Source organism: Leptospira saintgironsiae (assembly GCF_002811765.1).
GTDB lineage: Bacteria > Spirochaetota > Leptospiria > Leptospirales > Leptospiraceae > Leptospira_B > Leptospira_B saintgironsiae.
The window spans coordinates 227,087-253,500 of record NZ_NPDR01000006.1 but is presented as its reverse complement, the minus strand read 5'-3'; the positions used below and the strand labels follow the sequence as shown (position 1 = coordinate 253,500).

Sequence of the window (26,414 nt, the reverse complement as noted above, 5' to 3'; positions counted from 1 at the left end):
AGGCAAAGACTGCTATCCCCTTGTGATACGTCAAGGAAGGAATCCGGCTATTGACGTCCGGAAATCTTTTAAAGTTTAGATTCTGCGTAGACCATATTGCGATTATCGCTCAGATCTATTTTGTATTTCTCCCGGACATTCTTACTTTCCTCTTCTGTCTTCAATTTGCTGAGGATAGAAATTCCGTATTCTTTCGCGATCCTAAGATGCATGAGACTGTCCTTAAATCTGGAGTCCCTTCTCATCTTCTCCGCTTGGATGAATTGGTAATAAGCAATTTGAAGTTTATGTTGGTTATTGGAAACTTCTCTTCCAGCATATCCCTTTGCAGCAGCGCCAGGTCCGGACTTTTGTTCGATAGAAACAATTGCATCCGCACATTCGCCCAATAACTGATCCACTTTTTGGTTATATAGATCGGAGAATTTTCCGTACAATTTGTTGGTCTCGTCTTCCGTTTCTTTCATCTTACGGCCAGCGACAACATATTTACGCATTAAAGAATATCGATATGCTTCGTTGTATTTTTTCCAGATGGTATCGAAATCCTGTTGAGAGTTCTGGACCTGAGATCCGAAATTTTTTACAACCACTTCCAAGGCACCTAGATCACCTTTGATCTTGTTTTGGGTGGAATCCAAGGTTCTGGCAAAATGAAATTCCTCCAAATAATCTCCCTGGTATTTAGGATCTTCAGCCGCATTGGCTAAGGCAGAACCTTTACCGTCATTACTTGTGGGTTTATTTTGTGCAGATACGCCGTACGAAATTATAAAGAATGCCGCAAACACCGCGACGATCCGAGGGAAAGAATTTTTTGTCATGTGATCGACCCTTCGCGGTAATATAACACAACGCTTTAGAACCAAACAAGCTTTTTATTGCTTAAAATCGAAACATAATATCCCGTCACCAACAGGGAATAAGGTGTATTCTATCTTAGAATTTTTGATTAGGGACCATAATTTACGGACTGCTTGGTCAGAGGGGGCTTGGTTTTCCGGATCTGCAATCCTTCCATGCCAGAGAACATTATCGTAGATCACTCTTAGATTTCTGGTCTTCCCTTTCTCTAGGATCATTTCTAAAATTTCTGGATAACGTATCTTATCACAGTCCACAAACATCAGTTCTTTTCGGCCCAAAGAAGAAGGTTCCAAAAATTCTTTTGCGATCTCAGAACAGTCTGCATTCGTAAATGTAACTCTATCTGAGTTAGGCTCCAGCTTGGCAAAAAATTCTTTCGCAACTTGGATGAATTCTTCCTCTCTATCCACAGTTTGGATCTTTGCGTTTTTTCGAATTGCAGATACAATCCATAATAAGGAAATTCCATAACCTGTTCCGAGTTCCAAAACCACATCCGGATCCCAAGAAGAAGCCAAAAATGCAAGCACTGCCCCGGAAGCAGGAGTTAAAACAGGAAATCTATCTTGAGAAGCTTTTTTCTCCAGATCTTCTAACCAATGAAAGGGACGTTTTACTAATTCAGAATGGATCCAATCTTCTAATCCCTCCTTATAAATAGAAGTACCGTATTTCTGTTTCGGGTTTTGAGAAGCCATATTATTCAGGAAGAAAAAGATGAATTCTATCTCTTTCGGAAGGAGGAATTCTTTTAGTTAAAACTTTTCGAATATACGCAGGAGGATAACGTTTTGAAAAATGGATCAGAACTATCTTTTCGTTTTTGAAAGAAGAAATATGATGTAAGATCTCATCTAAATGGATATGCCCCCATTCTCTTGCATTCTCCACATTCCTTTCGTGGTCTATATAAGTGCATTCTAAAAAAAGGATCTCAGATTCTGCTACATCCTTATGAGTCAGCACATACTCTATTTTGGTATCACCTGAAAAGCTGACCACAGGTTTGGAATGAACTTCGTTGATGTCGATCCCTTCTTCTTTCTTTTTCAAAAGTTCGTTTCTATCTAATCCGGCAAACTCGGATCTTAATTTTTTCTTTCTTTCGTAGATAGTATAACCTTGTGAATCTACTCTATGAAATGTTTTCCACGCTTTAAAAAAATGATATGCGTCTATTTCTATTTCTTCCCCTTCTTCTAATCCTTTCATTTCGTAGGAGTAAGTAAAATCTTCGATTTTAGAATAGAGAGATAAAATTTCTCTCATAGGCGCTTCTAAACTTTTAGGAAGGTAAATTTTAGGAGGTCCTAATTTACGTAAGGATCTTTGAGAAATATAATAAGGAATTCCTGCAGAATGATCCAAATGTGCATGAGTCAATAGTAGTCTATCAATATTGATACGATTTGGATTTTGGTGTCCTATATCGAACATCAAACTCAAACGAGGCATTACAATAGAGGTACGAATTCCTCCTTCTGAAATTCCTTCAAATAGGTATCCTTTATGTTCGAACTTACAATCCATTATGGGATCGGATCTTCCGGGCCAATTGTTTTTTGTCCAGGCAGGTCAGAAGAGACTGAAGATTTTGGTCCAGAGATCACTGCAGTTAGTTTATCTCTTCTAAAATATATTTTACCAACTCTTCTCAAATCTTCAAGAGAAACATTCTGGATTTTATCTCTGTAATTTCTAAGATAATCCTTAGGCATTTTATGTTCTCTAAAACGAACTTCGTTACGAAGAATTTCCATAGAGTCAGTGAATAAGAAGATAAATTTATTCAGAATTGCTTCTTTTGCATTTTTCAATTCTTCTTCGCTTATATTAGAGAAGGTAGAATCTCCCAAAATTTCTCCCATGAGATTATAAACTTCCATGGTACTTTGAGATTTTGTCTGAGTGAAAAAGTAAATCACCGAGTGATCTTTCTCAAACACAGGATGACTGGAAGAAGAATAAGCGAGTCCCTTATCCGAGCGGATCTTACTCATGAAGTAGGAAGTAAAACCACCGCCTCCAACAAGATAATTTAAAACTTGGACTGCATAAAAATCTTTATCATTATGAGCAGGCCCCACTCCCAAAAACAGAACTACGTTTTGGGTATTCGCCTTATCTACGATCAAGTTTTTGATATCTTTCTGTTTTAGATTTTTATTCAGCTCTTCCGGACTAGAACCTTGGGATTCCATCACTGGATTTCCTGACAATCCTGGCAGAATATCTCCTAAAAACTGAGGAATTTCTTCTTGGTTCCATTTGCCACTTACAAGTATGGAACGTCTGGAACTCAATAATTGGTTTTTATAATATTCCCCTAGATCTTCTTCTTTTAATTGTTCAAGTGTAGTTAAAGAAAGTGCCTTTCCCTTTACTTTTCCTTGGTATACAAGCTCGTTTGCTTTTCTAAAAGCAAGACCTACGATATTATCATTTCTTCTTTTGATCTGTTCGCTTAATTGTAATCTTGCGATCTCAAATGCTTCCTTTCCAAAGATAGGTTGTTTTAAAAATTCTGAGATTAATGCCTTAGACTCTTGGTCATATCTGGAAAGCCAGGAGAATGTTAAAGTCACAGTGTCCAGATCAGAATCCACTCTTAGCTTGGAACCGTAAGATTCCCAGACTTCTGCAAAACTTTCACCTGGATGAGAGGTTGTGCCCCCCTTCTTCCAAGCCTCAGGAAAAATTTCCACTAGTTCAAAAGAAGTTTTAGGTTGGAAAGAAGGTCCCGCATAAAAAGTAATCTCCAGAGTTTTGATTGGAAACTCAGAATTTTCCAAATACAAGATCCGAGTGTTCGGGTCCTTACCAATCTCCTTAATTTCAGGAAAATGGAATTCTAAAGCGGGGACTTTTACGTCTTTTACAAAATCTCCCGGAGCAGCTGTTAAGCCAGCAAAAGAGAATAAGAATACAAGATTGGAGATAGTTAATTTTTTTATAATATTCATTTTTTCTCTCCATCAGAATTAATCAGATCGCCTACAGTCAGGTTTCGAGATGTAAAATATTTTTGGGCCACTCTCATTATATCATCCGGCGTAACTCTATCCAAACGTGCGTAATCATCGAAAATCTCGGTCCAATCTCCGGCCACTAATTCATAATAAGTAAGAACATCAGCAAGTTTTGAATTGCTGTTCAGACCTCTGATATAATCAGCCACTATCTGATTTTTAATCTTAGCCAGTTCATCTTCGGTGACTGCTTCTTTTTTGAGAGTTTCAATTTCTTCGAGGATAGAAGATTCAATCTTATCAGGATCCGCACCTCTTACGTTGGTTACATAGATCGCAAATAGATTCGCATATCTTTCTCCAGGTTCTCCTGTCCAACAAGCTACTCTTTGAGCAAGCTTATCTCTAAGTACCAGTCTCTTATATAATCTTCCGGTCTCACCTTGAGACAAAATTGCATCAATCAATTCTAAAACTGGTTTATCAGGATGAGGAGAAGCTGGGGTCAGCCAACCCATCACTTTCATAGGACCAGAAGAATGTTTTGCACTCACTCTCCTTGTCTCATGATCAAAACTTTCTGGCTCATGAGAAAGTTTAGGAGAAGGTCCATCCGGAATATCTTCAAAATATTTTCGGACTAATTTTTCGGTTTTATCGAAATCAAGATCTCCTACAATCCCGATCGCCATTTTATGAGGCCTATAATTCTTTCTGAAAAACTCTTCTGTTTTATCTATATCTAAAAAAGGAAGATTGGATTCATAACCGATTACAGGCATTCCATAAGAATGTTTAGGAAAAGCAGCGCCTAAGAATTTCTCTCTTAAGATCCCCATTCCCTGGTTTTCCACTCTCATCCTGCGCTCTTCCAGAACCACATCTCTTTCTGTATAATATTCTCTTAATATAGGATCTTTTAATCTATCTGATTCTAATTTTGCCCAAATCTCCAGTCTATTTGCTGGAAGAAGGATTTGGTAATTTGTTACATCGTTTGTAGTATATGCATTAAAACCAGTGCCGCCATTCTTCTCATAAATATAAGAATCTTCGTTGGAAACCACAAACTTACGATGGAGCTCCAACAGATTCTTAAATCTGGTCTCTAAAATATTTTTATCTTTGATAAGTTTTTCAGGAACAGGTTCCCCTTTGGCAGCTAATTCTCTTTCTTGTATACGATAAGAATCTAAACGTTTTCCCCATACACGGATCTGATCTAAATATACTTTTTCTTTTTTGGCATCAGTGACTCCGATATTTTTCGTGCCCTTAAAAAGCATATGCTCTAAAAGGTGGGCGGTACCTGCGATCTCAGGAGTTTCATCTGCAGCACCCACCAAAAATTTGGTATAAACTGCAACCGTAGGAGAATCGGCCCTTTTCATCATAAGAAGCCTGATCCCATTCTTCAAAATCACCTTTTTCACTCTGGATTCCAAAGTGGTTCGGATCTCTGAGAAGATGTCTTCGTTAGCGAATGCTTCGAAGTTTATAAAAATACAAAGAGTGAAAAACAAAAAACTGAAACGAGAAATGACGGACTTGGAAAGATATTCCCACATAACCAACATGATTTCCCCTAAAAGTTATGTTGTCCAGAAGATACCGGGAAAAAATCCCGCTGGTTTTTGTAGAGGGGAGCTTTAAACTAGGACCTATGTTGCGGGTTTTGTCGGTCTTATTCCTGACATTTTTTTTAGGATATTGCGAACCTGCAGATCCAGAATACAGAAGAAAGGTTTGGGATAATTTAAGCGATTCGGGTTTTATCTCTCATGATTATTTCCAAGTAGTGGTAACAGTTCCTATCCCTAACCAAGAAAAACCTATCCTAACATTAAGAGAAGATTGTAAGGCAAGAGCCATCCGTAAACGAGATGAGATGTCTGTAAACTTACTCTTAGCTCAAATCTCAGAAGAAAGAAAAACTTGGATAGGAGTCGGGGTCAATTCTACAGTTCCCAAATATGAGCCACTTCCTGGACCACCCCAAGCGGTTCGGACCAAGTCCAATTCTCCTATGGGTGCCGCTTCTATCGCCACTCAAAACATACAGGCCCCAGCAGAAGACGATACTCCGGAAGAAAAAAAAGAAAAGAAGAAGACGGAAATCGTAAATGCCGATTATTTAACCTACCGAGCTTCTTTCGCTTGGCTATTGGATAAACTGTTCTTATACAGAGAAGATTATAGCGACCCTAAGAGCTGTATTTTTGTTTTTAGGGTTGTGGATGCGGATTTACTCAAGCGAACCTTAGAATCTAAAATCATTCCATAACAAAGGAATCTAACGCTATGCATACAAAAACGATTTTTACAATATTGATCGTTTCTCTAATTTCCGTATGTAAAACACCTCAAACGGAAGAACCTAAAAAAGAAACTCCTAAGAATGTGGTCCAAGAATCCGCTCCCACAGAGGACGACCAATTCGTAAAAGCAACCGAAGGTTTTATCAGCTCATCCACTTACCAAGTTGTAGTATCTTCTTTGGATGGGAATGAAGGCGAGGCATTAGACCTTGCTAAAAAAAGAGCCTTAAATCTTTTTATAGCGGAGAAGGGAGACTCATTCCGCCCTACCGACCGCAAATTCCTGAAAGAATTAGTAGATTCAAAAGGAAAGTTTGTAAAAGTTTCTAAACCAATCAACGGAAAGACTTACTATCTATTTCATGTATCTCAACCAGATCTAAAAATAGAAATTAAGAAATAATTTGAAGCATGATGTAGGAGCTCCTACAAACCAGTTTAAATAAAAAAAGCGGCCATGATGCCGCTTTTTCTTTTTACTCAGATTCTATTCGATTATTGAATAGTTTCTTTTTGTAATATCTTTCCAGGAATACAGATATTCCTATTATAATCGCAGTAGAAAATTTTAGCGTGAATTTCTAATTCACCTTTTCCTTCTAATTTTAACTGCATAGGCTCAACTGATTCAAAATATTCTTTCTTGCGAGTAGAAATTTTACCTTTCAGTTTTAGATCCGCAGAAACAACTTTTAATCCGGATCCAGGATTGAGTAAAATTCTATGCGGTGCTTCTTTCTGGACCCCGAAATTTTCAGGATATACAACTTTCAAAAGATACGTAGAAGGAGAAGATTTTTCTATCTTAAACTTGATCGGATTTTCCTCTTCAGCAGAAAGCCCTGAGATCATAAAAGTAGAAATGATTGCGAGAAGTATAAAACGTTTCATACCTAAATTAGACCCTTATCTTTCTGAAAGGTTTTGATTAACCTTTAAAATTTTGAAATTGGACATCAAAAGAGAGATCAGCAGATTTTAGGAGTTTCATGATCTCTTGAAGATCATCCTTCTTCTTACCTTGGATCCTAACACAATTTCCCATAATAGTTGGGATCACTTTCAGTTTAGAATCTTTTACAATCTTAGTAATTTCTTTGGTCTGTTCTTTTTCGAGGCCGTTGCGTATTTTCACTTTCATACGAACAGTATTACCTGTAGCAGGTTCCAATTTGGATTTGAAATCAAAAGACTTAAGACCAAGTCCTCTTTTAGCCATTTTATTGATCAAAACATCGATTACACTTTCCAACTTAGCTTCGTTGTCGGATATAAGAGTCAGATTTTCTTCTTCCAGTTTGATCTCTGACTTAGAACCTTTAAAGTCGAATCTATTCTTGATCTCTGCGATCGCTTGGGTAACCGCGTTTTGTAATTCAGGTTTATCTACTTCAGAAACAACGTCGAATGATGGATCGCTCATTTTATTTTCCCCCGTTCAAGCTGGAACTTACCTTTTCTAATGCAGATCTGACTGCTTCTTCTACTTTGGAAACTTCTTTTCCTCCGCCTTGGGCCATGTCCGGTTTTCCACCGCCCTTTCCGCCTAAAATTTCACAGGCAGTTTTTACGAGTTCTCCACAATGGATCTTTCCAGCGAGAGAAGCAGAACAAGTGATTACTATGCTCGCATCTTCTGCGTTTTTGCTAGCAAGAATAGCTACTATTTCCTTTTCTCTGACTTTGATATTATCAGAAAGTCCTTTTAATGCTTTTGCATCCTTGGATTCAAAAATCGCAGAAACAATTTTTACAGATCCGATTATATTAGAATTTTCGAATACTTTTGCGATCACTTCCGGATTGTTCTCAAAGTCCCTGGATTCTCTATTCTTCTTCTCTTTTAAGAACTTGGATTGAGTTTCTTCTAATTCAACGGATAGTTTTTCGGAAAGATCCCTGAGAGAAACTACTGCGTCTGCACCTTTAGATTCGAACAAGGATCTAATCTCATCCGGTCCAGGGATGGTAGTTTTGATAGAAAGTGAAGCCCCTTCTGCACCCAAATCATCTTTGATCTTAAGGTTTAGATTTTGGACTGCTTCTGTTAATTCTGCAAATCTGTTTTGGAAGGTTTCGAGAACCAGTGGGCCTGCTACTGCTTCTATCCTTCTGTTTCCAGCGCCTGGGCTGGATTCTTTTTTAATGAAAAAATATCCGATATCTCCAGTATTCCCTACGTGGGTTCCACCACAGAATTCCAGGGAACGATCTCCCATTTGCAGGACTCTTACGCTGTCTCCGTATTTTTCGTCAAAAGCAGCAACTGCTCCGGTCTTCTTAGCTTCTTCAATTGGTAGAACTTTTGTATCTACCGGAATATGACGACCAATACTTTCGTTCACCCAGGATTCTATATTACGAATTTCTTCTGCACTTAAAGGACTTGGATGAGAAAAGTCAAAACGCAAATATTCAGGAGAAACGATGGATCCCTTTTGAAGAACATGATTTCCAAGTAGATTTCTGAGGGCGCCATTTAATAAGTGAGTTCCGGAGTGATGGAATTTGAGTCTTTCTCTTCTTTCCTTTTCTACTTCCAGCTTTGCTTTGTCTCCGGCAGAAAAACTTCCGGAAATAACTGTCCCGATATGAAGAATGATATCATTCTCTTTTTGGGTATCTAAAACCTTAAAGACGGACCCGTCTTTTCGGATAAATCCAATATCTCCAACCTGCCCTCCACCTTCTGGGTAGAATGGACTGGAAGAAAATACTAATACACCAGACTCACCTTCCTTAAGTGCGGACGTCTGTTTATTATCTAAGAAAATAAATTTAAGATCTGACTCTGCTTCTAAAGCATCGTAACCCAAAAATTGGGTCTTATCAGTTTTGATCCCAGTGAATAAGGAAACCTTATTTGCTTTCCAAGTCTCGCGAGAAGATTGTCTATCCTTCTCTAATTCTTCTTCAAAACCTTTTCTGTCGAAAGAAAGTCCATGCTCTGCAACTATCTCTTCTGTCATTTCTGCCGGAAAACCATAAGTTCCGTATAACAAGAAACTATCTTTCCCGGAGAATGTGCTGGAACCTTCTGATTTGGTTTTGGAAACAAGAACTTCTATCTTCTCCAAACCGATCTCTAATGTTTTGAGGAATAATTCTTCTTCTGCCAGAAGTGTTCTTTCTACTGAAGAAATATGTTTTTCTAATTCAGGATATCTTTCTTTATAAATATTACATACTGATTTTGCCAGTTTGTGTAAGAAAGGTTCCCTTAGGTCCAATTTTCTGGCGAATAATACTGCTCTTCTGATCAAACGACGGATAACGTATCCTCTTCCAGTTCTATCTGGATAGATACCATCGGATACTGTGAATAATACAGAACGAATATGGTCAGTGATGACCCTAAAAGGAACTTTAGTGGATTCGTTATATGTTTTGCCTGAGATCTTTTCTACTTCTGAAATAATTCCACGGAGTTCATCGGTATCATAGACTGAATCGACTCCTTGCAAAAGTAGAGCGACCCTTTCTAATCCAGAACCAGTATCGATACCTGTTTGTTTAAGAGGATGAAGATTTCCTTCAGTGTCTTGGTTGAATTGATTAAATACTATATTCCAAAATTCTAAAAAACGGTCGCAATCACAGCCCGGTTTACACTCGTATTTTACACCACAATCTGGGAAAGCCTTCTCAGGTCCTCTATCCAAGTATAATTCCGAACAAGGTCCGCAAGCACCGCTATCTCCCGCAGGTCCCCAGAAATTGTCTTTTTTGCCTAAACGAGTAATCCTATCCTTAGGAATACCTTTAGAGATCCAGATTTTCTCCGCTTCATCATCATTTTCGAATACTGTGATCCAAAGTTTTTCTTTAGGAAATCCAAGATGATTTACGGAACAATCTAATGCGTATTCGATAGCTTCTTCTTTAAAATAATCTCCGAAGCTGAAGTTTCCAAGCATTTCGAAGAATGTACAATGCCTTTCTGTTTTCCCAACATTCTCCAGGTCAGTGGTTCTCAAACATTTTTGAGCAGAAGTTGCTCTTGTATAAGGGAGTTCTACCGCACCAGTAAATAACGGTTTGAACTGAACCATTCCTGCAGTAGTGAATAGAAGTGTAGGATCTCCCGCAGGTAATAGAGAGGAAGAAGGAACTATTGTGTGGCCTTTCTCCTTAAAATAATCCAAAAAGATTTTGCGGACTTCGGAAACTTTCTTAAAATTCATGATACCCCTTAAAACAGAAAATGCCCGAGGTCTTGCTGGCAAGAACTTCAGGCATTCTCAAAAATAGATCTAAAAAGCGTAGATTAACGTTTAGAGAACTGAGTTCCTCTACGTGCTTTGTGTAGACCGTATTTTTTACGTTCCACCATACGTGGGTCACGAGTCAGAAGGCCTTCTTTTTTAACAGTAGCTCTGAACTCGGGATTATAGCGGCAGATCACTCTTGCAAGTGCGTGACGGATTGCTCCGACTTGTCCGATGATCCCTCCTCCGGAAACATTTACCTTAAGATCAAACTTTTCGGCAACGTTCATCAGAGTTAAAGCAGTGATAGCTTCTTTAATATTAGAACGGCTGTTTTGAAGATAATCTTTGTAATCTCTATCATTGATTACAATTTTACCAGAACCTTCTTTTAATTTTACACGGGCGATTGCGTTTTTACGACGACCTACTGCCCAAATTTCCTTGGCGCTTGCCATATTCTAATATCTCCTAGAGTTCCAGTTTGATCGGCTTTTGAGCGCCAAGATTATGCTCGGTTCCTGGGAAAATTCTGAAATGAGTTAACATTTCAGCACCGAGTTTACTTTTAGGAAGCATGCCTTTAACAGCTTCATACAGGATTTTTTCAGGTTGTTTTGCTCTCATGTTTTGGAGAGTAGTAGCTGTCATACCACCTGGATAGCGAGAGTGATGGAAATATTCTTTTTGAGTCTCTTTATTTCCAGTCACTGCTACCTTAGCAGCGTTGATAACAATGATATTATCTCCACAATCAACGTTGGGAGTAAAAGTAGGCTTATGTTTACCGCGGAGTCTAGTTGCGATCTCCGAAGCGAGGCGACCTAAGGTTTTGCCTTCAGCGTCGACTACGTACCAAGCTTTACTAGCTTGTTCCTTTTTTAAGGAAGGAGTTCTATGCGGTTTAGATACGATTGGCATGGGTATGTCCTGTATTGGCCAATTTCGCGTACCGGCCTAAGGGGTCAAGGAAATACGAACAAAATTCCTAGAAACCGAGGCTAAAACTTGCCTCTGCTCCCCAGCCAATTCTGCCAGCAGACCAATCAGGTTTAGGTACAACTGTCCAAGCTACTGGATTAGCAGAAGCTCCCTGCTCCCAGGACTTTCCCAGGAAATAAGTACGGACCAATTGAGCAAGATACACTCCTCCCAATACATACACGGAAGTGTTATAAGATTGGACTGAACTTTCGTAATCTGCTCTTGCTCCAGGCACTACGGTGAGAAGGTAGAAGTTTGCAACTCCACCTCCGTAGATCAATGCTCCCGTACTGCTACTTTTGGAAACTGCGTCATCATATTTGCTTTTTGCTGATTCAGCCTCGGATCTGGAATAACCTGCGTATGCTAAGCTGGCCAGGAATGCTCCTCCGGTAATCTTAGCTTCCAGTTTATTATCAGTATACCACTGTCCCCAACCAGGCAGGACTGCAGAACGCCATACTGCGCTCCATCTACTTCTGCCAGACTCTGTAGAAGTTGGAGGTGGAATGATCTGAATCGGCTCCTCCACTATTTGAGGATTCTCTTGGACCTTCTTTTCCTCTTCCTTACGGATGCGGTTCTCTTCTTCTCTTGTGATATCTTTATAAATAATTTTTAATATTTCTCTTTTGTTGATGGTTTGTTTGCCAGATTCGGATTGAACGGTGATCGTCTTCTCGTTTTGACCTACAACATTACCGATTACCTTGCCTCCTTTACGGAGAAGGATAGTCTGATCTGCAAATAAAAGGCTTGGAGTTAGGACCATTGCCAATAGGAAAAAAATTATAGAACGGACTTTAAGGTTTGGACGCATCTTGGCAGAAGGAAAAACTTTCTGACAATTTAGTCAAGTGTAATGAGAAATTCCTTGAAGTTTGTATAGCCCTTTAAGGATTATTATATTGTGCAAAGCCGCAGGTTGATCCTAATCGTATTTCTATATTCTTTCCTATATTACAATTGTTTGAGCGACAAAACCTGTTCCGACGACGATAAAAGCTGTAGTTCTCAAGCTCTTATTTCTTCTTACCTTTCCTTTCAACAAGAAGCGATTTACGTATATTCAACAAACCAGAAATACCAAGGGAATTTGGCAGCCTATGGGGCAACCGAGGAAGAGAGTCTCCAAAATATATGTAGAGGCGAAAAACTTTTGTCCGGTCTGGTCAATCAATTCTGCCCGAATGTTCAGGCATTCGTCTCTACCGCAAACGCACCTTTGTTTGATTATGCGAGCGAATATGGTGTTCCAACTACTGTTCCAATTTATGGTCCAACAGGAATCTTGCTCTCAGATAATTGGACTACCTTTTTCGGATCTGCAACTATACTAAAAAGCACACTCTCTGCTGCAGGTTTGGGGTCAGAATTGTTTTGGACTTTTGCGGACAGTACAGGTGGCCAGGGGACTGATTGTTTAAACGGAACTACTACGGATTCAGAATCTCCCGGAAGTATCGGAACGCCAAATAGTACCTCATTAGATTGGATCAATCCAACAATAAGCAATTCGGCTAGTTGTGATCAATCGTTAAGAGTATTATGTATCTGCTATATTGCTGGTGAGAGTGTCGCACAATAATCTATATAATAAAGCTTCTTGCAATTTTGAAATGCCATAATAACGTATGGCTCATTGTTATGCGAATTCCAATATACATTATTCTTTTTAGCTTTCTTTCATTTGGATGTATTTCGGATAAAACCTGTTCCAATGAGGATAAAAGCTGTAATATCCAAGCATTAATTAGTTCCGCATTCTCCGTTCCAGAAGGGATCTATGTATATTCTACAAATGCAAAATACCAAGGTAATCTCTCCGCTTACGGTTCTACTCCGGAAATAAGCGCTCAAAATATATGCAAAGAGGAAAAATTATTTTCTTCACTTGCAAACCAATTCTGTCCGGATGTGTGGGCTCTAATAGCAACCGTATCAGTGGCTCTATATGATTACAATACATCCTATTCTGTTTCAACTATCCTTCCTGTTTATGGACCGACTGGAATCATGCTTGCTACCAACTGGGATAATTTTGTCGTTAATGGAAGCACCAATTTACTTCAACCCTTGGCTAGTGCAGGTCTTGGAACTGATGATTTTTGGACTTTCAGCAGTATAGGAGGAGGGCTTGGAGCAAGCGATTGTAGCCAAGGTGCGGATAATACCAATGCTTCTTACGGAGTAATCGGATCTGCAACAACGACGAATGTGGATTGGCTAAATGTAAACGGAACGGCTACAGTTACTTGCAACACTAGTCATCGTGTGCTTTGTATTTGTTTCACTCCGGATACTAGCTCACAGGGACAATAGTATAAAAATTCTGCAAGATTCTCTTGAAGATCTAAGTTCCATATCCTTTATTCAGAAAATTATTTCTTGCAAAACCTAACCGTTTGGTCTTTAATCGTGCGGTGAAATTTCTTGCGCCATTACTCTTCTTATTATTTTTTTCCTCAAATGCTTGTATAGACGGCAAAACCTGTGCCTCAGAGGATAAAAGTTGCAGCTTTAACGAAATTTTATATTCTTCTATCTCCGTTCCACCTGGGATCTATATCTATTCTACTCAAAAATCCTATCAGGGAAATATAGCCGCATATGGGCCGGATCTACAAATCAGTCTTACGAATATCTGCGCGGAAGCGAGGCTTTTCGCTCAAACCATTTCCAATTGCGGAAATATTCTTCCTCTGACTGCAAGCCCAACTAGCTCGGTCAGTACATACACTACGGATTTTTCTTTAGATGGGACTTTACCCGTAAGAGGAGCTCGAGGAGAATTAATTTATAGCCAGTGGAATTTAGTTTTTTCGTCTACTCCTACATTGTCCATGAGCAGCGCAGGAGTAACGACCGAAAAGTTTTGGACTTTCGCAACCACCGGATGGTCGTATGCTTCTAGTTCCTGTTTGGACGGCACCTTGTCCGATAATGGAAACGTAGGAATTACAGGAGATCCGAATGATATAAACTTAAGTTGGGGTTCCTTTGCAAGCGATACCTGTGACAGTTATAGAAAAGTTTTATGCATCTGTTATTAAGGATTTTTTTTCGTCTTAAGTTTTAGAAAATGGTTCACTTTTCAGGAATTTTTATATGAACAAGTCGTTTTACTTTTTTAGCTTTTTACTCTTATTTTCGAATGCTTGTATGTCCTCGGATGTTTGTTCGGATACGGACAAGATGTGCAACACTAAAGAACTATTATTCTCTATCTTCTCCACTCCGAAAGGGATCTATTTATATTCCACTCAGAGTTACCAGGGAGATCTGGCGAAATATGGATCTAGTTTTGAAGACAGCCTAAAGAATATTTGCACTAGTAATAAGCTATTCTCTGCGATCACTGATTTTAGTTGTTCTAATGTTCTGCCGGTTGTTTCGACTTCCACACATTCTCTTTATAATTTCGCAACAGATTATGGCCTGCCAAGTAGTACTGATTATCCGGTAAGAGGGCCTAAGGGGGATATCTTGGCTATATCCTGGACTAATTTTTTCACTTCCTTATTAGTAACCATGGAAGCTGCCGGAGTCACATCTCAAACATTTTGGACATTCTCCAATTCTGGAGGAGTTTATAATTCTGCGGATAATTGTATCAATGGGACAAGCAATGGAGCCGCAGGCGCCATTGGATCTCCTACAGATAATACTACAAGCTGGGTTAATTCCGGAGCTCCAGCTTGTAATGAATCTCATCCAATAATATGTCTTTGTTATAAGGATTAAACCTTAAGAATTCAGGTATAGAAAACAAATTTAAGACTCCAAATCGATTTATAATTTCTTGCCTGCCTGCGAACTCCGATCTATCCTTGGTTGGATGGCGCTTCGCATTCTTCTTGTTTTATTTTTTTGTATTTTGTCCGGAGGTTGTCTTACTGATAAAACATGTTCCGACCAGGATAGGACTTGTAGCTCACAAGCGAACTTAATGAGTCTTCTCATTTCAGCTCCCGAAGGAATTTATATGTATTCTACAAATACTGGCTACAACGGAAATTTATCCGTTTTGGGACCAGGAACATTAGATTCTAGTTTAAACTTTATTTGCGGACAACAACGACTTTTTTCAAATATCATAGATACTAAATGTTCTAAGTATGCTCCTTTGGTTTCGACTTCTCTTGTTTCTGCTTCTTCACTAAATGCTTTATATTCAGACTTACCTACGACAGGTGTTCCGATCCGAGGTCCCTACGGTACAATTATTGCCCAAGATTATTCTAACTTATTCGCATTGGATCTTGAGGTTACGTTAGAAGCCGCAGGTTTAGGAAACCAAACCTTCTGGAGTTTCGGAGATGGGAATGGTGGCGCTGCCGCAGACAATTGCACAAACGGAACAGATGATGGTAGTCTATCTACTTTGGGGCAAGCAGGAAATACTCTAGTAAAAACGCAATCCAGTTGGTTCGCAACAGACATTAGAGGTTGCGGAGAATTACATAAAATACTTTGTCTTTGTTACGTTCCCACTGCAGGTGGGGGTGGTTGATATCCATATGCATTCTGAATTTATAATATATGTGAAAAGGTTTTTGGTGAAGTTATGATATATCGTATTGTTTTGATCCTATTTTTTGGATTTTCGGCCCAAGCTTGTATGGATGCAAAAACCTGTTCAGATCAGGATAGGTCTTGTAGTCCTTTGGCAAATCTACTGAGCTATTTCTCTGCTCCTTCCGGAATTTATGTTTATTCCACCGGTGTTGCTTATGGAGGAAACTTGGCGATCTTAGGTACAGGCACTTTGGACGCAAGCCTACAAACCATCTGCAAACAAGAACGACCTTTTGCTGCCATCTTAGATACTGGATGTCAAAACGTTGCCCCTTTAGTATCTACACTTGCAGTATCTGCTAATAATTTAACCTCATTGTATTCAGATATTCCGACTAATGTTCCAATGCGAGGCGGACCTACTGGCACAATCTTGGCGGATGACTTAGCTTCTTTTTACAGCTTGGATCTACACGTAACCTTGGAAGCCGGAGGTTTAGGCACAGCTGATTTCTGGACCTATGGAGATGGAACCGGCAATTACGCTTCAGGCGTTACCTGTAATGACGGGGATGATAATACTTCTGCCAATACTGGATACATAGGAAGTCCTCTGCTTTCTGCAGCAGGCACCTGGAATAATGTGCAAGCTGCAAATTGTGATCAAGCATACAGAATACTTTGTATTTGTTATAGGCCGGTCGCTGCCGGAGGATAAGACAGAATATCTGAATTTTGTAATATGCGGGGCAAGTTTTATCCTCCGTGTCTCAGTTCTTATTTACAATCTTTCTTTAAAGTAGATTTTATAGTAATCTCTACATCTGGCCAAAGAACAGATTTACCATCCTTACTTTTATGAAGATCGCTACAAACTGTGTTTAATGCAGTTAAAGCCTTACCTGCATTCCAATTATTTACATCCAAAGAACCTTTTGCTTCTAAAACTTCTCCAGTTAAAGTGAATTGTAAAGGAACATCTTTACTCACTCCGTTCCAGACAAGTTTTATCACTCCAGTTCCAGACTTTCCATCAGCGTCTAGTTTTGCAGAAGATACGGATCCTTCTATCTTTCCGCTCTTTTTCAAATTTCCGAAAAATGCGCCCTTGATCTTTGGATCTCTTTCTGCATTTCCAGAGTCTAGGTCCAAAGAATCGATAGAGAATTTTAAACCTTTTAATGCGTCAGGAATATTAGCCGAAGATTTAGCTCCTGCAATAGTTACTTTGGTAAACTTACCGCCTACTCCAGTTTTTTCAGTGAATTTAAAAGCTTTCCATTCAAGTCCAGTTGCCTCTTGGCTCACGGAATATTTGCAAGAAGCCTCAGCTGATAACGAATTGAATTGCAAACTTCCTGCAAGGGAGAATACTGAAAAAATCAGTACGGTTAAATAAAAAGAATTTATACGTGATTTCATGGCCTTATACTAGGGTTGAAATAAAACAAAGTCAAGATTTTTAGATATTGGAAAACACTTGAACGAAGAAGAACTCATCTCCTCCTTATATCCTCCCGGCAAAGAACAGGAAAACGACTGTTATTCGGATAAAGAAGGTAACTTAATCACAACAGATACGATTGCCGAAGGAACTCATTTTAGATTGGACTGGAGTCGTCCTGAAGATTTGGCAAACAAATTGGTAGAAGTTAACGTATCAGATATAGCGGCGGCTAACGGGACTCCTCAAAAGGCATTTTTTAATTTTGGACTTTCTCCTTCTTGTAATCGAAAAGAATTTTTAGAACCATTTATCGAATCATTTAAGAAGGCATTAACTTCTTATGAAATAGAACTCTGCGGTGGAGACACATACAGAACACAAGAGTTAAACTTAACTTTAACTCTATTCGGAAAATCAAATTCTCCTGTAGATAGAAAGGGTGGAAAACCAGGAGATAATGTATACTTGAGCGGTCATATAGGTGCTTCTCTTTTAGGTTATAAGATATTAGAAGGTGCCCATATTTCTCTTTCTCCAGAAGTCAAAAAACTCGCTTTGGATAGACATTTAAGACCTAAATCCAGATTAAACTTAAGTCGTTCTCTATATTCAAAAAATAGAATACATGCGGGAATGGATCTGACAGATGGACTCAAGCAAGATGTGTTCAAATTAGCAAAGTCTTCAGGCGTCAGAATAGATTTAGATCTAGACAAACTTCCTTTTGAAAATGGAGTAAAAGAAGCAATCGGGATAGAAGGTGTTTTAATATCTGGAGAAGAATTAGAACTTTTATTTTTATCTCCAGACGAATTACCTTCTTCTTGGGAAGGCATCTCTATCCGAAAAATCGGCAGTGTTATCGCTTTGGAAGAAGGTGAATCTCCTCAGGTCCGATATTCTTACGAAGGAAAAACTTACTCTCCTAAAGAATCCGGATTTAGACATTTTTAATCAAATTCTACTTGTGCTTCCGACATATACGATCATTCTTCCCGATCGATGAGAAACGGTCTATTATCTTGGATTCTACCAAGCCCTTCGAAACCTTTACGCCCAGATTCTGAAGTTAAAACTCTTTATCCAAAGTTTCGTTGGAGAATTTTAGAGGCAACATTCCTAGGATATTCTGTCTTTTACACCGTTCGGAATAATTTTCCTGTAGTTTCCAAGGAAATCGGACAGGCTCTTTCCTACTCCCAAGAACAGATCGGAAACATTTTAGCGATCACCGCAATCTCTTACGGTATCGGAAAATTCCTGATGGGGGCACTTTCAGATAGAAGTAACCCTAAAATTTTTATGCCATTAGGTCTCGTTCTAACAGGAATTTGTAATATATTTTTTGGTGCTTCTTCCGATTACCAAACACATCTAATTTTATGGGGACTAAACGGTTTGTTCCAAGGAATGGGTTGGCCACCTTGCGGAAGATCCTTAGGACATTGGTTTTCCGTTAAAGAAAGAGGACAAAAATTCGCAGTATGGAATATAGCACATAATGTAGGAGGAGGACTTGTAGGAGTAATTGCAGCCTATAGCGCCTCTTGGTTCGGATGGAGAAACGCATTTTATATTCCGGCAGCTCTTTCCTTTTTAACTGCGATCTATTTGTATTTTAGATTATTGGATACTCCTCAATCTGTTGGACTTCCTTCTATTGAAGAATATACCGGAACGGAAACTGATTCTGCGAAAGTTTCTGAATCAGAAAGAGAACTCAGCTTTAAGGAAATTTTTATAGATCTGGTGCTTCTAAATAAGTATATCTGGGTCTTTGCAATAGCTAACTTTTTCGTTTATATAGTGAGGTATAGCCTCACTGATTGGGGACCTTCTTATTTAAAATTCGCGAAAGGAGCGAGTTTAGAAAAAGGAGGGATCAGCACTTTAATTTACGAATTCGCAGGAATAGGTTCTACTCTACTTGTTGGCTGGTATTCCGATAAGGTAGGCGGAAAAAGAGGATTAGTCAGCTTGATATGCATGTTTCCTATCTTATTTGCATTATTTGGAATATTATATCTTCCTCCTGGATATTTATGGGCAGACCTTACTCTGTTTGGTATCGTAGGATTTTTTATCTATCCACCAGTCATGTTACTGGGAGTCGCCGGATTGGACTTTACTTCCAAAAAGGCAGTCGGGACAGCAGCAGGATTTATAGGATTATTCGGTTACTTGGGAAGGACAGCTCTTTCCAAAGGATTAGGATGGATGAGCTCATACCCCTGGTTTCGCTGGGAATATTCTATATTTATAATATTCTCTTCTGCGATCCTTGCGATAATCCTACTTGCATTTACCTGGAACTGGAAGCCTAAACAGTAAGAACATGAAAAATAGAATAGGATTTATAGACTTTTTAAGAGGATTTGCGCTTTTAGGAATACTCGCAGTCAACTTGCCTTATTTTTCAAAACCGATGTATTTGGTCGCCTCCTTGGGTGAAAATTCCACTCTTCTGGATTCCATAGGTTCTTGGATCGTAGCATTCTTCTTCGAATCTAAGTTTTATGTATTATTTTCCTTTTTATTCGGTTACGGATTTTTTATCCAATTGGAGAACAATCAAGAAGCAAATTCCAGATCCAGGTATTTCAGAAGAATATTCGGTTTAGGAATATTAGGACTTCTTCATGGAATCTTTTTATTTATTGGAGATATTCTGCTTTCTTACGCAATTTTAGGAGCATTACTCTGGTTTTTAAGAAACAAATCTTCTTCTTGGTTATTAAAACTTTCTCTATTCTGTCTGGTAATTGCTGTATTTTGCAGAATGGGTATGAGTTTAGCAGAAGGAGAATTTAAATCCCAACTAGAAACAAATCTTCCTCGCCTGTTAGAAGAAAGTAGAAAAGCATATTTAGGAGGATTCTGGGAAAGTAATGTGCAAAGAACCAAGGATACTATTCTTTCCATTCCATTTTTGGTATTTTACCAATGGCCTACTGTTTTCTCCATGTTCTGTTTAGGTTTTTTTGCTGCCAAAAATTCTATCTTTTCTGATTGGGAGAGAACGAAGCCCGGATTTCGGAAACTTTTTCCTTGGGCTTTAATCCTGGGAATTTTAGGGAATCTAATATACACATTACATTCTCGTCATATTCTTTCCGAAAATCCAAGTGTGTTCTTAAAAATTTTATATGCGATATCGGATACTTTCAGCGCACCTGCTCTCACTTTTTGTTATGTATATCTGCTAGGAAATTATTATAACTCCGGAAGAAGTTTTGCGGATCGAATCTGGTTCGAGACTATGGGAAAACTTTCTTTAACTTGTTATTTAGGAGAATCCTTGATTTGTACATGGATCTTTTGTGGCTGGGGACTTGGTTATTTTGATCAGTTAGGTAGTTATATTGTCCTCGTTCTAACCGTTCCTATCTGGATCTTTTTCGGTGTAGTTTCTCTAATTTGGAAAAGAATCTTCTTTTTAGGGCCTATGGAATGGATCTTAAGATCTTGGACCTATTGGGAGAAGATCAAAATACTTTAGAAAATATTAAAGTATATTTAACTCATCCAACGGAAGATAATCCGGGCAAAATCTGCTTTTACTGCAGGCTTGCTGATGTAATCATCCATCCCAGCTTCTAAACATCTTTCTCTTTCACCAGAAACGATACCTGCTGTCACCGCAATGATCGGAACTCTGTGACCGTCCTTTTCTAAAATACGTATTGCCTTTGTTGCCTCGTACCCATTCATCTCAGGCATTTGGATGTCCATAAAGACCAGATCAGGATTAGTCTCTCTAAACTTATCCACAGCTTCTCTTCCTGTCAGAGCCTCTATACATTTTGCTTTGGGAAGGATCCTTTTAACGATACTTTTTGCGAGCATCATATTTACAGAATTATCTTCGGCGATCAGGATAGTTGCAGTTTTATGAATGGTAGGAGCTCCTTCTTGATCCCTCGTATTCAAAGGAAATTCAAACGGTTCCTTAAAAATCTGATTTCTAGCAAGAATATCGAATAACTTCTGCATGTGAATGGGTTTAGAGATCACTTCTTGAACTCCCAGTTTCCTGGACTTCTCGCTAAATGAGTCTCCTTCTTCCGGGTTTACTATCAATACGATCGGCTGATCTTCACTTCTGATTTTCAGATCCTCTCTTACCTTCCTAACAAGCTCAAGCCCGCCACCTTCCGGCATTTCATAATCCATTAGAATAATATCATATCTATTTCCGCTGGATAAATTCTGTAACATCTCCTCTCCATTTCTGGAAAAGTCCGTAGGAATATTCTGGGTAGATAACATTTCTCCGATCAATTTTACGTTTTCTTGATTCTTGTCGGCGACTAAAACCTTTTTGATGGAACGAAGTCTGATCCAATCTTCTCCCACAATTTCCGAAATATTCAGCTTCAGATCGAAATAGAATGTACTTCCTTTTCCTAATTCACTTTTGACTTGAAGACCGCTACCCATGATAGAAAGAAGTTTATTAGAAATAGCAAGTCCGAGCCCTGTCCCTCCAAATCTTCGAGTGGTAGAGACATCTCCTTGAGTGAATGCTTCAAATATTTTATTTTTAGCATCAGGCGCGATACCGATACCAGTATCTCTAACAGAAAATCTAAATTCCCCTTCTGTTTCTGAAATTTTTTGAAGAAGTTCTATCTTAAATTCTATCTCACCTTCTTCCGTAAACTTTACGGAGTTACTGAATAGATTTACTATTACTTGTCTTAACCTTACACTGTCTGCCTTTACAAAACGGGGCACGTCCCACGCGACATTTACTATTACTTCTAATCCTTTTTTCTGGGCCTGGAATTTAATTGTATTTACGATCTGGCTACAAAGTTCCAAAAGATTTGTTTTTTCATAAGACAATTCCAGTTTCCCGGCTTCAATTTTCGAAAAATCTAATATATCATTAATAATGTCCAACAAGGACTCGGCGGATTGAAATACAGTCATCATATACTGATGCTGAGTGGAATCCATTGATGTTCTAAGCAAAAGATCGGAAAATCCTATGATCCCATTTAAAGGAGTCCTGATCTCATGGCTCATATTTGCCAAGAAGTCCGACTTAGCTCTATTTGCCTGTTCCGCAGCCAGTTTCGCTTTTTTTAATTCTTCCCTTTGCAGGCAACTTTCAGTGATATCTTGTGTGAACATCATGATTCCACCAATGGCACCATCTAATTGATACCAAGGCCTTACTTCCCAGCGAAGGTATTGGTCATGCTCCCAACCTTCCGGTCTCCATACATCCTCATCATTTTTCAGAACTTCTCCAGATAAACATCTTTGGTGGATATCCTTCCATTCTTGGGAAATGTTTGGAAACACTTCGTAATGAGATAGCCCTATGATATTTTTTCCAGACAATTGATATTCGGTTAACCATCTTTCACTGACGGCAACGTATTTGATCTCTGCATCAAACATTGCAACAGCAGCAGGGGCATGCTCAACGAATGCGGAAAGCCTGGATTTTTCTCGAAACAATTCCAGTTCCGCTTTTTTTCTTTTGTCAATATCGTATAACGCACCGAATATCCGGACACATTCACCGTCCTCGAACTCCGCGCTCCCTACCGTTCTTACCCAAAGTTCATTACCCTTGGCCGTTATTATTTCCATTTCCAAATCATACGGAATTCCGTCTGTTAAAAGTAATTTTATTGCCTCTGTTACCTTCTCTCTACTCTCTCCCTCCTTAACGAATTGAAGACCTCCCTCAATATCGGGAACGTAGTCAGCAGGGACCTCGTGCATTTCTTTTGTTATCGCTGACCAAGACCCCACTTTACGTTTAAGGTCCATATCCCATGCTCCGATTCGGACCAGTTTGCTGGTTTGTTCCAACAATTCTTTAGCATGCCTCAGTTCTTCTTCTGCTTTCTTGATCTCGTCTATATCTAATATCTGAGAGATGAAATGATTAGGTTTTCCGTCTGCATCTCGTACTAAAGCAACCGAAAGTAAAATCCAAATCAGTTCTCCATTTTTCTTAACATAACGTTTTTCTAAATGATAACCCGACCTTTTACCTTCCAAAGTTTCCGTAAGTAATTGCAGATCTTTGTCAAGATCCTCTCGATAAGTTATTTCTCTGAATGTCAGTTTGGATAACTCTTCCCAATCATATCCAAGTAATTGGATAAGATTCCCGTTTACTTGAATCCATCTCCCTTCTGGATCTAAAATTGCCATCCCAATCGCAGAATATTCGAAGGCACTTCTAAAAGAACTCTCCATTCTCTTTCTTTCGCCTATATCCCTCGCTATCTCCGCGGAACCAATTATCTTTCCCGAAGAATCTAAAATAGGAGAAAGTGTGATGGACATTTCGATCGAATGACCGCCCTTTGTCTTTCTTACTGATTCAAAATTCGCTGTTTCTTTGAGAGCAATCATCTTTTGATTGATCTTGGATTCCGATCCATTCGATTCCTTCGCGACCAGAATATCAAAATTAGATCCTAATATCTCAAAGGAATTATAGCCGAAGATTTTCTCAGCTCCCTTATTCCAAGAATTGATCTTGCCATCCAAGTCCTTTCCGATAATTGCATCGTCAGAAGATTCGACTATCTTTGCCAACTTTAGATTTTCAGCTTCTGCATTCTTAATTTTTGAAATATCACTGACTATAACTGAAAAGCCTATTACCTTTCCGTCTCTAAAATCCGGAATATACTTTGCTAATGAATATCTGAAATGTTCTCCATCTATAGATGGGATTTTTCTTTCAAATAATTGGGTCTCACCATTTAAGACCTTTTGAACATACGGAAAATTTAATTCGAATAATTCGTCACCTAAAACCGTTTTCATATGTAAGCCGACAATCTTTTTGGCCTCAATCCCAAACCAGTTTTGATATGCATCGTTAGCCAATCTATTGATTAGATTCGAATCCCAATAGCCAATCATATCTGGTAATGCATTGATTAAGGAAAGGATATCCAATTCCTTTTTCATCACATGTAGCTCGGACTCTTTCAGAATTTTGATTGCACCGAGACAAATCAGCTCACCGGACTGACCTTCTATAATTTTAAGTTTAGTATCTGTATCCAGTTCAGAACCAGAAAATGTTTTGTAACGAATAGGAAGAGTTTTTGTCTCCTGAACCTTCCCCAATTGAGAATCGATCAACTCATAATCTTTCTTAAAAAAGAGATCTTTCCAATGCACAGAAGAGATATCAGAGTCCGATCCGGAGAACCCAAGGACCGATTTGAATTTTGGATTGAGCCACAATCTATTTCGATCCGAAAGATCCAAAACCCAAATGCCATCCAGCCCTTCGGTTTGGATGAATTGGAAAACTTCCCAATCATTTTGTATCCAGTGATAGACTAACTTTTCCAGGGATTCTTGCATTGTAAGTATAAGAGTATCAGACGAAAATAAAGGGCTTTTTAGATTAGTCAAAAAGTTTCAAGAGTCAATGAAAATAGAATTTGAAGATTTTGAAATTCTGTGTCTTTTGGTTGCAGATTATAAGCAAAAGTATTCCATATAAAAATTCCTTTTGATCCAAAGGTTTTGAAATGCAAAAAGAATATTGGCTTCTTCCGATCGGAGCGTTAGCTCTATTGACTTTTTTCGTATTGTTGCAAATCCCAATTCGACGTTTATATGCAGGTTTTATCGGAAAGGTAATCCCAGAAGATTTTAAGTTCGGAGAATCCAAAAATGTTCCTCAATGGGTAGCCATAGCAAATCGGAACTATATGAATCTATTGGAAATTCCTCTATTATTCTATTTGATCTGCCTTATACAATACTTAACGAGTTCTAATGACCCTTTAAATTTTCAGCTGACCTGGATCTATGTGGGACTTAGGACCTTGCATAGTCTCATTCACCTTACTTACAACAACGTTATTCATAGATTAATTATATTTGCTATGAGTAATTTGATCTTGTTTGGGATATGGGTAAACTATTTCAGAAAATTTTTAGAGTTTATTTTTTGGGGAAAAAAATTTCCTTAGATAAGGCTCTATCTAAGGTTTTCAATCCCATAAAACGCCCCAACCTTCCGTATTCCGCACCGGAAGAATAAAAAGGCATTAGGAATATAAAGAAAATCTGATAATAGTAATCATATTTTTCCACTAAGTCTACCGAACCTAAAAGTTCACCTTTTGAATTATAAAAATCAGTGCTCATAGCGAAAGAGCCTTCTTCTCTGTATGGACGAAAACCCCAACCTTTGGAAAATGTATATTCTAATCCTCTATCTTCTGCCTGAGATTCTACGATCTTAATTTGAACTTTCAGATCACCGTCTGGAGAAGTAGCAACCTCTCGGAACAACCCCGAATCTTCATACGCAGAAATTAAAAGTTCGGTCCACGTTTCTTCCCTATTTTTTTGCTCATCTTCTTCCAGATTGTAAGCGTGATCATCCTTTTCTGGGATATAGATCACTTTAACAGAAACTTTTTTATAATGTTTTAATACTTTTCCATCGTTTAAGGTAGAAGGAGAAGAAAGTTCCGATCTCGAAACCAAAATACAGTTTGTGAATAAAGCGAATAAAAGGAGAAGGTTGAAAATATATATTCGAAAAGAAGAATACATTGGTGCGTTTGGTAAAAGAAAAGGATTATTTTTCTTTTTGCAATAATTCCAAATGATCTCTGGAGAGCAACCATAACGTAGAGCCAGGATCTATAGCAACTCCAGAAACTCCCTTATTCTGTAATCCTAAGGCCCATAGTTCTTTTGCAGTAATTGGAACGAGTGCAGTATCCTTTTTAAAATAACGGAATGATTCGGAAGGATGAGAAAATGCCGGTAAGAACACTCTACCATGTTCATCGCTTACGTATAATAATACGATCGGTTGAGGTCCCTTTTTAGAAGGAGTCTTCTTCTTTTTTTTAGCCACTACTTTCTTTTTGGGTTTTGCCTTTTTAGCGGCAGCTTCTTCGCCAGCATGAGGGATTAAAAAGTAAGCTTTGGTGAGCTCAGCGGAAAGTTTTTCTAAATTTTTTTCGGAACGATTTTTAGAATAAAGATAGATTGCTTCCCTAAACCTTGCATTCTCTCCATCAAACTTAGGGATAGGTTCAAAATATTCTTTAATAGAAGAGAGAACTTTTTTGAAACTGGACAT

27 protein-coding genes are annotated in these 26,414 nt (G+C 38.6%); 12 read left to right on the top strand and 15 right to left on the bottom strand.

Going from position 1 to position 26,414, the window contains the following annotated elements; all coding sequences use genetic code 11:
* Positions 1 to 68: 68 nt before the first annotated feature.
* Genes CH362_RS14855 through CH362_RS14835 form a run of 5 tightly spaced genes read right to left on the bottom strand, consistent with a single transcriptional unit; the run spans position 69 to position 5,404 of the window.
* Positions 69 to 824, bottom strand: coding sequence for a hypothetical protein (locus CH362_RS14855; protein WP_100711101.1), 756 nt, complete (start codon positions 822 to 824; stop codon positions 69 to 71).
* A gap of 54 nt (positions 825 to 878) precedes the next feature.
* Positions 879 to 1,565 (bottom strand): O-methyltransferase, encoded by a 687-nt coding sequence (locus tag CH362_RS14850; RefSeq protein WP_100711100.1) that lies wholly within the window; start codon positions 1,563 to 1,565, stop codon positions 879 to 881.
* A 1-nt stretch (position 1,566) separates the two neighbouring features.
* Positions 1,567 to 2,397, bottom strand: coding sequence for an MBL fold metallo-hydrolase (locus CH362_RS14845; protein ID WP_100711099.1), 831 nt, complete (start codon positions 2,395 to 2,397; stop codon positions 1,567 to 1,569).
* Positions 2,397 to 3,830, bottom strand: a complete 1,434-nt coding sequence (locus tag CH362_RS14840; protein WP_100711098.1) for a M16 family metallopeptidase — start codon at positions 3,828 to 3,830, stop codon at positions 2,397 to 2,399. The genes CH362_RS14845 and CH362_RS14840 overlap by 1 nt, the downstream gene beginning before the upstream one ends.
* Positions 3,827 to 5,404 carry a M16 family metallopeptidase gene (locus CH362_RS14835; RefSeq protein ID WP_100711097.1) on the bottom strand — a complete coding sequence of 526 codons (1,578 nt, stop codon included), beginning with the start codon at positions 5,402 to 5,404 and terminating at the stop codon, positions 3,827 to 3,829. The genes CH362_RS14840 and CH362_RS14835 overlap by 4 nt, the downstream gene beginning before the upstream one ends.
* A gap of 95 nt (positions 5,405 to 5,499) precedes the next feature.
* Between CH362_RS14835 and CH362_RS14830 the strand changes: the two genes are divergently transcribed.
* Both CH362_RS14830 and CH362_RS14825 read left to right on the top strand, forming a co-directional pair.
* Positions 5,500 to 6,120, top strand: a complete 621-nt coding sequence (locus CH362_RS14830; RefSeq protein WP_208859592.1) for a hypothetical protein — start codon at positions 5,500 to 5,502, stop codon at positions 6,118 to 6,120.
* A 17-nt stretch (positions 6,121 to 6,137) separates the two neighbouring features.
* The gene (locus tag CH362_RS14825) at positions 6,138 to 6,557 is read left to right on the top strand and encodes a lipoprotein (protein WP_100711095.1); all 420 of its coding nucleotides are present in this window, start codon (positions 6,138 to 6,140) and stop codon (positions 6,555 to 6,557) included.
* A 92-nt stretch (positions 6,558 to 6,649) separates the two neighbouring features.
* Here the strand turns inward: CH362_RS14825 and mpl17 are convergent, their stop codons facing one another.
* The 6 genes from mpl17 to CH362_RS14795 all read right to left on the bottom strand — a co-directional run bounded on the left by mpl17 (position 6,650) and on the right by CH362_RS14795 (position 12,166).
* Positions 6,650 to 7,045 (bottom strand): cell surface protein MPL17, encoded by a 396-nt coding sequence (mpl17, locus tag CH362_RS14820; RefSeq protein ID WP_100711094.1) that lies wholly within the window; start codon positions 7,043 to 7,045, stop codon positions 6,650 to 6,652.
* A gap of 37 nt (positions 7,046 to 7,082) precedes the next feature.
* Positions 7,083 to 7,577, bottom strand: a complete 495-nt coding sequence (locus CH362_RS14815) for a YajQ family cyclic di-GMP-binding protein (RefSeq protein ID WP_100711093.1) — start codon at positions 7,575 to 7,577, stop codon at positions 7,083 to 7,085.
* Between the two features lies 1 nt (position 7,578).
* On the bottom strand, positions 7,579 to 10,338 hold the full coding sequence (gene alaS / locus CH362_RS14810; RefSeq protein WP_100711092.1) for an alanine--tRNA ligase: 2,760 nt from the start codon (positions 10,336 to 10,338) through the stop codon (positions 7,579 to 7,581).
* A gap of 83 nt (positions 10,339 to 10,421) precedes the next feature.
* Positions 10,422 to 10,820 carry a 30S ribosomal protein S9 gene (gene rpsI / locus CH362_RS14805; protein ID WP_086448385.1) on the bottom strand — a complete coding sequence of 133 codons (399 nt, stop codon included), beginning with the start codon at positions 10,818 to 10,820 and terminating at the stop codon, positions 10,422 to 10,424.
* Positions 10,821 to 10,833: 13 nt separating this feature from the next.
* Positions 10,834 to 11,283, bottom strand: a complete 450-nt coding sequence (gene rplM, locus CH362_RS14800; protein WP_100711091.1) for a 50S ribosomal protein L13 — start codon at positions 11,281 to 11,283, stop codon at positions 10,834 to 10,836.
* A gap of 67 nt (positions 11,284 to 11,350) precedes the next feature.
* A complete protein-coding gene (locus tag CH362_RS14795) occupies positions 11,351 to 12,166 on the bottom strand; it encodes an LA_0442/LA_0875 N-terminal domain-containing protein (RefSeq protein WP_100711090.1) in 816 nt (271 codons plus the stop codon).
* Positions 12,167 to 12,256: 90 nt separating this feature from the next.
* Between CH362_RS14795 and CH362_RS14790 the strand changes: the two genes are divergently transcribed.
* The 6 genes from CH362_RS14790 (at position 12,257) to CH362_RS14765 (ending at position 16,582) form a co-directional block, all read left to right on the top strand.
* Entirely contained in the window at positions 12,257 to 12,934 is a 678-nt protein-coding gene (locus tag CH362_RS14790) for a hypothetical protein (RefSeq protein ID WP_125169726.1), read from the top strand.
* Positions 12,935 to 12,993: 59 nt separating this feature from the next.
* Positions 12,994 to 13,668, top strand: a complete 675-nt coding sequence (locus tag CH362_RS14785) for a hypothetical protein (RefSeq protein ID WP_100711088.1) — start codon at positions 12,994 to 12,996, stop codon at positions 13,666 to 13,668.
* Positions 13,669 to 13,769: 101 nt separating this feature from the next.
* Positions 13,770 to 14,399, top strand: coding sequence for a hypothetical protein (locus CH362_RS14780; RefSeq protein ID WP_125169725.1), 630 nt, complete (start codon positions 13,770 to 13,772; stop codon positions 14,397 to 14,399).
* Positions 14,400 to 14,541: 142 nt separating this feature from the next.
* Positions 14,542 to 15,090 (top strand): hypothetical protein, encoded by a 549-nt coding sequence (locus CH362_RS14775; protein WP_244280602.1) that lies wholly within the window; start codon positions 14,542 to 14,544, stop codon positions 15,088 to 15,090.
* A 205-nt stretch (positions 15,091 to 15,295) separates the two neighbouring features.
* Complete coding sequence (locus CH362_RS14770) at positions 15,296 to 15,859, top strand: hypothetical protein (protein WP_244280601.1); 564 nt, start codon at positions 15,296 to 15,298, stop codon at positions 15,857 to 15,859.
* Positions 15,860 to 15,913: 54 nt separating this feature from the next.
* Positions 15,914 to 16,582 carry a hypothetical protein gene (locus CH362_RS14765; protein WP_100711085.1) on the top strand — a complete coding sequence of 223 codons (669 nt, stop codon included), beginning with the start codon at positions 15,914 to 15,916 and terminating at the stop codon, positions 16,580 to 16,582.
* A gap of 59 nt (positions 16,583 to 16,641) precedes the next feature.
* Here the strand turns inward: CH362_RS14765 and CH362_RS14760 are convergent, their stop codons facing one another.
* Positions 16,642 to 17,286: a YceI family protein gene (locus CH362_RS14760; protein ID WP_100711084.1), complete on the bottom strand. Its 645-nt coding sequence runs from the start codon at positions 17,284 to 17,286 to the stop codon at positions 16,642 to 16,644.
* Positions 17,287 to 17,344: 58 nt separating this feature from the next.
* Between CH362_RS14760 and thiL the strand changes: the two genes are divergently transcribed.
* Genes thiL through CH362_RS14745 form a run of 3 tightly spaced genes read left to right on the top strand, consistent with a single transcriptional unit; the run spans position 17,345 to position 20,810 of the window.
* Positions 17,345 to 18,265 carry a thiamine-phosphate kinase gene (gene thiL / locus CH362_RS14755; protein ID WP_100711083.1) on the top strand — a complete coding sequence of 307 codons (921 nt, stop codon included), beginning with the start codon at positions 17,345 to 17,347 and terminating at the stop codon, positions 18,263 to 18,265.
* Positions 18,266 to 18,313: 48 nt separating this feature from the next.
* Positions 18,314 to 19,642 (top strand): MFS transporter, encoded by a 1,329-nt coding sequence (locus tag CH362_RS14750; protein ID WP_100711082.1) that lies wholly within the window; start codon positions 18,314 to 18,316, stop codon positions 19,640 to 19,642.
* A gap of 4 nt (positions 19,643 to 19,646) precedes the next feature.
* Entirely contained in the window at positions 19,647 to 20,810 is a 1,164-nt protein-coding gene (locus CH362_RS14745; protein ID WP_100711081.1) for a DUF418 domain-containing protein, read from the top strand.
* A 17-nt stretch (positions 20,811 to 20,827) separates the two neighbouring features.
* On the opposite strand, the gene CH362_RS14740 is transcribed toward CH362_RS14745, so the two are convergent.
* The gene (locus CH362_RS14740; RefSeq protein ID WP_100711145.1) at positions 20,828 to 24,667 is read right to left on the bottom strand and encodes a PAS domain S-box protein; all 3,840 of its coding nucleotides are present in this window, start codon (positions 24,665 to 24,667) and stop codon (positions 20,828 to 20,830) included.
* Positions 24,668 to 24,837: 170 nt separating this feature from the next.
* Between CH362_RS14740 and CH362_RS14735 the strand changes: the two genes are divergently transcribed.
* Entirely contained in the window at positions 24,838 to 25,284 is a 447-nt protein-coding gene (locus tag CH362_RS14735; RefSeq protein ID WP_100711080.1) for an MAPEG family protein, read from the top strand.
* On the opposite strand, the gene CH362_RS14730 is transcribed toward CH362_RS14735, so the two are convergent.
* Together CH362_RS14730 and CH362_RS14725 are read right to left on the bottom strand one after the other, a co-directional pair.
* A complete protein-coding gene (locus tag CH362_RS14730) occupies positions 25,256 to 25,807 on the bottom strand; it encodes a hypothetical protein (protein ID WP_244280600.1) in 552 nt (183 codons plus the stop codon). The two genes, CH362_RS14735 and CH362_RS14730, sit on opposite strands and share 29 nt — an antisense overlap.
* Positions 25,808 to 25,901: 94 nt before the next feature.
* Positions 25,902 to 26,414 carry an SseB family protein gene (locus CH362_RS14725; RefSeq protein ID WP_100711078.1) on the bottom strand — a complete coding sequence of 171 codons (513 nt, stop codon included), beginning with the start codon at positions 26,412 to 26,414 and terminating at the stop codon, positions 25,902 to 25,904.

Coding starts and splice junctions, on each gene's coding strand:
- rplM (WP_100711091.1), bottom strand. CDS start 11,283: ATGCCAATCGTATCTAAACCGCATAGAACTCCTTCCTTAAAAAAGGAA.
- CH362_RS14795 (WP_100711090.1), bottom strand. CDS start 12,166: ATGCGTCCAAACCTTAAAGTCCGTTCTATAATTTTTTTCCTATTGGCA.
- CH362_RS14785 (WP_100711088.1), top strand. CDS start 12,994: ATGCGAATTCCAATATACATTATTCTTTTTAGCTTTCTTTCATTTGGA.
- CH362_RS14850 (WP_100711100.1), bottom strand. CDS start 1,565: ATGGCTTCTCAAAACCCGAAACAGAAATACGGTACTTCTATTTATAAG.
- CH362_RS14855 (WP_100711101.1), bottom strand. CDS start 824: ATGACAAAAAATTCTTTCCCTCGGATCGTCGCGGTGTTTGCGGCATTC.
- CH362_RS14830 (WP_208859592.1), top strand. CDS start 5,500: ATGTTGCGGGTTTTGTCGGTCTTATTCCTGACATTTTTTTTAGGATAT.
- CH362_RS14835 (WP_100711097.1), bottom strand. CDS start 5,404: ATGTGGGAATATCTTTCCAAGTCCGTCATTTCTCGTTTCAGTTTTTTG.
- CH362_RS14765 (WP_100711085.1), top strand. CDS start 15,914: ATGATATATCGTATTGTTTTGATCCTATTTTTTGGATTTTCGGCCCAA.
- mpl17 (WP_100711094.1), bottom strand. CDS start 7,045: ATGAAACGTTTTATACTTCTCGCAATCATTTCTACTTTTATGATCTCA.
- CH362_RS14840 (WP_100711098.1), bottom strand. CDS start 3,830: ATGAATATTATAAAAAAATTAACTATCTCCAATCTTGTATTCTTATTC.
- CH362_RS14815 (WP_100711093.1), bottom strand. CDS start 7,577: ATGAGCGATCCATCATTCGACGTTGTTTCTGAAGTAGATAAACCTGAA.
- CH362_RS14750 (WP_100711082.1), top strand. CDS start 18,314: ATGAGAAACGGTCTATTATCTTGGATTCTACCAAGCCCTTCGAAACCT.
- alaS (WP_100711092.1), bottom strand. CDS start 10,338: ATGAATTTTAAGAAAGTTTCCGAAGTCCGCAAAATCTTTTTGGATTAT.
- CH362_RS14845 (WP_100711099.1), bottom strand. CDS start 2,397: ATGGATTGTAAGTTCGAACATAAAGGATACCTATTTGAAGGAATTTCA.
- CH362_RS14760 (WP_100711084.1), bottom strand. CDS start 17,286: ATGAAATCACGTATAAATTCTTTTTATTTAACCGTACTGATTTTTTCA.
- CH362_RS14735 (WP_100711080.1), top strand. CDS start 24,838: ATGCAAAAAGAATATTGGCTTCTTCCGATCGGAGCGTTAGCTCTATTG.
- CH362_RS14825 (WP_100711095.1), top strand. CDS start 6,138: ATGCATACAAAAACGATTTTTACAATATTGATCGTTTCTCTAATTTCC.
- CH362_RS14725 (WP_100711078.1), bottom strand. CDS start 26,414: ATGTCCAGTTTCAAAAAAGTTCTCTCTTCTATTAAAGAATATTTTGAA.
- rpsI (WP_086448385.1), bottom strand. CDS start 10,820: ATGGCAAGCGCCAAGGAAATTTGGGCAGTAGGTCGTCGTAAAAACGCA.
- CH362_RS14745 (WP_100711081.1), top strand. CDS start 19,647: ATGAAAAATAGAATAGGATTTATAGACTTTTTAAGAGGATTTGCGCTT.
- CH362_RS14740 (WP_100711145.1), bottom strand. CDS start 24,667: ATGCAAGAATCCCTGGAAAAGTTAGTCTATCACTGGATACAAAATGAT.
- CH362_RS14775 (WP_244280602.1), top strand. CDS start 14,542: ATGTGCAACACTAAAGAACTATTATTCTCTATCTTCTCCACTCCGAAA.
- CH362_RS14770 (WP_244280601.1), top strand. CDS start 15,296: ATGAGTCTTCTCATTTCAGCTCCCGAAGGAATTTATATGTATTCTACA.